The 4,253-nt window shown below is 70.1% G+C and carries 3 protein-coding genes and 2 pseudogenes; 2 read left to right on the top strand and 3 right to left on the bottom strand.

Annotated features, from left to right (window positions below; translation table 11 throughout):
• Positions 1-80 precede the first annotated feature (80 nt).
• Complete coding sequence (locus C1I97_RS32450; protein WP_111006617.1) at positions 81-1,535, bottom strand: glyceraldehyde-3-phosphate dehydrogenase; 1,455 nt, start codon at positions 1,533-1,535, stop codon at positions 81-83.
• 139 nt (positions 1,536-1,674) lie between these two features.
• Complete coding sequence (locus C1I97_RS32445) at positions 1,675-2,139, bottom strand: SPW repeat protein (protein ID WP_111006616.1); 465 nt, start codon at positions 2,137-2,139, stop codon at positions 1,675-1,677.
• Positions 2,140-2,353: 214 nt separating this feature from the next.
• Here C1I97_RS32445 and C1I97_RS32440 point away from each other — a divergent pair, with 214 nt between their 5' ends.
• Together C1I97_RS32440 and C1I97_RS32435 are read left to right on the top strand one after the other, a co-directional pair.
• Positions 2,354-3,415 (top strand): PucR family transcriptional regulator, encoded by a 1,062-nt coding sequence (locus C1I97_RS32440; protein ID WP_258382839.1) that lies wholly within the window; start codon positions 2,354-2,356, stop codon positions 3,413-3,415.
• Positions 3,416-3,775: 360 nt separating this feature from the next.
• Positions 3,776-4,123 (top strand): annotated as a pseudogene (locus C1I97_RS32435) (hemerythrin domain-containing protein); the annotation flags it as partial.
• A gap of 13 nt (positions 4,124-4,136) precedes the next feature.
• Here the strand turns inward: C1I97_RS32435 and C1I97_RS42570 are convergent.
• A pseudogene (locus C1I97_RS42570) lies at positions 4,137-4,253 on the bottom strand (hypothetical protein); the annotation flags it as partial.

The raw sequence follows: 4,253 nt of genomic DNA, 5'->3' as shown, positions 1-4,253 counted from the left end.
GGGCGGGACCGACCCGGGGGCGGCGACCGGTCGCCGGGGGCGACCCGTCGCCGCCCCCGGGTCCGGGCGGTGCGCCGGGGTCAGGAAGCCGGCGCCGGGTAGGTCGGGTACTCCACCCCGGAGACGTACTGCACGACGCGGACGACCTGGCAGGAGTAGCCGAACTCGTTGTCGTACCACAGGTAGAGGATCGCGTTGTCGCCCTCGACCTTGGTGGCGCCGGCGTCCACGATGGAGGCGTGGCGCGAGCCGATGAAGTCGCTGGAGACCGCGTCGGGGGCGCTGGTGAAGTCGATCTGCCGCTTGAGCGGGGAGGTCAGCGACACCTTGCGGAGGTAGTCCAGGACATCCTCCCGGCTCGTCTCGCGCGCCAGCTGCAGGTTGAGGATCGCGATCGAGACGTCCGGTACGGGGACGCGGATCGAGCTGCCCGTGATCTTCGCCGTGAGGTCGGGCAGCGCCTTGGACACGGCGGAGGCGGCACCGGTCTCGGTGATGACCATGTTGAGCGGCGCGGAGCGGCCGCGGCGGTCGGCCTTGTGGTAGTTGTCCAGCAGGTTCTGGTCGTTGGTGAACGAGTGGACGGTCTCCACGTGGCCGCGCAGCACGCCGTACTCGTCGTCCATCGCCTTCAGCGGCGGGACGATCGCGTTGGTGGTGCAGGAGGCGCAGGACAGGATCTTCTCGTCCGGCTTGATGGTGTCGTGGTTGACGCCGTGGACGATGTTGGGGACGTCGCCCTTGCCCGGCGCGGTCAGGACGACCTTGTCGATGCCGGGGCGCAGGTGCTTGGACAGGCCCTCGCGGTCGCGCCACTTGCCGGTGTTGTCGATGAGGATGGCGTTCTTGATGCCGTACGCCGTGTAGTCCACCTTCGTCGGGTCGTCGGCGTGGATCACCTTGATCTCGTTGCCGTTGGCGACGATCGTGCTGTTCGCCTCGTCGACGGTGATGGTGCCCTGGAACTGGCCGTGGATGGAGTCGCGGCGCAGCAGCGAGGCGCGCTTGACGAGATCGTCGGAGGCCCGGCCGCCGCCTCCGCGGACGACGATGGCGCGCAGTCGCAGGCCGTTGCCGGAGCCGGCCTTCTCGATGAGCAGGCGGGCCACGAGGCGGCCGATGCGGCCGAAGCCGTAGAGGACGACGTCGCGTCCCTCGCGGCGCTCGATCTTGTCGGCGCCGGTGGCGCCGGCGACGGCCTCGGCGGTGAACTCCTCCACCGACAGGCCGCGGTCGTCGCCGCGGTACGCCGCGGCGAGCAGGCCGAGGTCGATCTGGGACGGCCCGAGGTCCAGCGTGGTGAGGGCCTGCAGGAACGGCAGGGTCTCGGTGACGGACAGTTCCTCACCGGCGATCTGCCGGGCGAACCGGTGGGTCTTGAGGATGCTCACCACCGACTTGTTCACCAGGGAACGGCTGTGGACCAGGACGGTGACGTCCCGCTCCCGGTGCAGCTTCCCGATCATCGGGATCATCGATTCCGCGATCTCCTCGCGGTTCTTCCAGTTGGTGAACGAGTCGTCGTTGACAGTCACAGATCTATCTTTCGAGCTAGGCGGCTCTATCTTTCGAGCAGGAAGGCGCTCATATGCTAACCCCATGAGGTGCTGGTCATGACAGTGGGCCGTACCCGCTGTGCCAGAGCGGTACGGCCCGCTGTCGGAATGGGTGATGTCACCGGGAGCCGGTGCGGCCGCGACGGGCGACCCCGATGGTCAGTCCCATGGCGGCGAGCCCCAGCAGGGCCACTATCGCGCCGACCCAGCAGTTGTTCCAGATGATGCCGGCCCGTGCGCCGTGGGTCGCGGTGACGACCCAGGGGGAGATCAGCAGCCAGAGGCCGAGCGGGGCGAGGATCCACGCGAGGCGGTAGGCGCGCTCCGGGACCATGGTGAGGCCGACCCCGATCAGGGCGACGGTGATGCCGATGATCAGATTGTTGATCGTGATGTTCCGCTGCAGCGCGAAGTGCACGACCCAGGGGGAAATGGCGGCGTAGACGCCGGCCAGGACGATGAGTCCCTCGACGGCCATGGCCTGGCCGCTGGAGGCCGTCCGCTCCAGACGCTCTCGCATCTCGGCTATCTCGGGGTGCGAGCCCATTCCGGCGCCGGTGGTGGAGTGTTGCGGATACGACATCGCTGCCGTCTCCTCTCCATGAGGTTGCGAGTTTACTGTTTTTGCCCTATAGGTTTATTTCCCTCTTATGTCCGCGTTAGCGCTCTTCGTCGGGATTTTCCCGTGAGCTGCATCACATCGAATGCCCCCTGCGGTACGTGCGTGCTCGTCTGCCAGTCTTGTCCACGGTGCGTCAAGAATTCGTCGAGGACGCGTCAAGGCTCGGGGAGGGCGTGTGACAGGGGCAGAGATACCCGACGAGTATCTGGCGGGGTACGCCCGGATCCTGGCCGACGTCTGCGCCACCGGCCGCCGCCTGACCCGGGAGGAGCTGGACCTGCTGCGCGCCCACGGGGAACGGGCCGCGGAGGACGGTCACGGCCTGCGGAAACTCGTCCGCCGGCACCTGTCCGAGGCCAGGGCCGTCGCCCCCAGGCTGACGGCTGCCGGAACCGACCTGGTCCTCGCCGCCGTCGAGCAGGCCGTCGACGCGTTCGCCGAGGGCCACGAGCGGGCCCAGAAGCTCGCCATGCGCCAGGAGGAGGCCGACCGCCGCGAGTTCATCGACGACCTGCTCTACGGCCGCAGCGACCTGGGGCGGCTGGCCGAACGCGCCGAGCGCTACGGCCTGCTGTTCTCGCGCGCACACGCGGTGGCGGTCGCCCAGGGCGGACGGCCCGTCGACGACACCCATCCGGCCACACGGTACGTCGAGACCGCGCTGGTCGCCCGGTTCGGTGAGCGCCGCATCCTGCTGACCACCAAGGACGGCCGGCTCGTGTGCATCGCCCCGGGCGACCAGGAGGACGTCCTGGCGTTCTTCGCCAAGCAGGCGTACGCCTCCACCGACGGCGGCCGGGTCGCCATCGGACGCCCCCACCCCGGGGCCGGGGGAGTGGTCCACTCCTACGAGGAAGCCCTCAACGCCCTCGAACTCGCCGACCGGCTCGACCTGCAGGAACCCGTCCTGCGCGCCGCGGAACTCCTGGTGTACCCCGTCCTGACCCGCGACCGGCAGGCCATGGCCGACCTGGTCCGCGACACCCTGGGGCCACTGAGGGACGCCCGTGGCGGAGCCCAGCCGCTCCTGGACACCCTGACCGCCTACTTCGACGCCGGCTGCACGGCCGCCGAGGCCGCGCGCCGCCTCAACCTCAGCGTCCGGGCCTTCACCTACCGCCTGGAGCGCATCCACAAGCTGACCGGCGCCGACCCCGCCGACCCCGTGCACCGCTACACACTCCAGACCGCCGCGATCGGCGCGCGCCTGCTGGGCTGGCCGGAGAACGAACTGTGACGTGGCGGAGCCGCCCGCTGCCCGGCCCCCGCGACCGGGCCCTCGGTTCCCGCGACCGGGCCCTCGGTCCCGCCCAGCGCGCGGGACGCCGCCACTGACCGACGGCCACCGCCCAGCCGTCCGGGCGGCCCCGTGCACGGGGCCGCCCGGACGGCTCTCGCCGTTCACTCCACTGACCGCTCACAAGAGGCGTTCGCCGGTGGACGGGGCAAACCTGGAGCACGACGGATGACCTTCCCGCGCGGGGCGTCGTCCGTGCCGGCCGCGCGGCCGACCGGCGGGCCGGCGGGCACGCACCGCACCGGCTCCGCCGCGAAGTGACGCGGCCGCAGGTCACCGCCCCGGACGAGGAAAGGTGCGATGGACGCCATCGAGTTGTTGAAGCACGACCACCGCATGGTGGAGCAGTTGTTCCGCGACTACCACGCCGCGGCCTCCCGGACCCAGCGGCGCGCAGTGGTCGAGCTGACGATCCGCGAGCTGTCCAAGCATGCGGCGCTCGAGGAGATGATGTTCTACCCCCTGGCCAGGAAGGTGCTTCCCGACGGCGCGGAGAAGATCGACGAGCACCTGGGCGAGCACATGGCCGTCAAGAAGCTGCTGCTCGCCCTCGACAGGCTGCCCGCCGGAGACGAGCGCGAGGCCGACCTCATGGCCCAGCTCAAGCGGGAGATCGACGAGCACATCCGCGAGGAGGAGGGCGAGACGATGCCCGCACTCCGCGCCCGCGTCTCCCAGGAGAAGCTGGACGAACTCGGCCGGGGCGGTTGTGGACCGGCCCGAAGCTCGGCGCGGTGAAGGTGGCGAAGACTCGAGGATGTGCGGCTACGTGCTCCGG

The organism is Streptomyces sp. NTH33 (assembly GCF_003236365.1).
Lineage (GTDB): Bacteria > Actinomycetota > Actinomycetes > Streptomycetales > Streptomycetaceae > Streptomyces.
The sequence above is the reverse complement of the archived record's forward strand: the minus strand, read 5'-3'. Positions and strand labels throughout refer to the sequence as shown.

Bases quoted from the DNA above. Each gene is read 5' to 3' on its own strand.
- C1I97_RS32445 (WP_111006616.1), bottom strand. From the start codon at position 2,139: ATGTCGTATCCGCAACACTCCACCACCGGCGCCGGAATGGGCTCGCAC.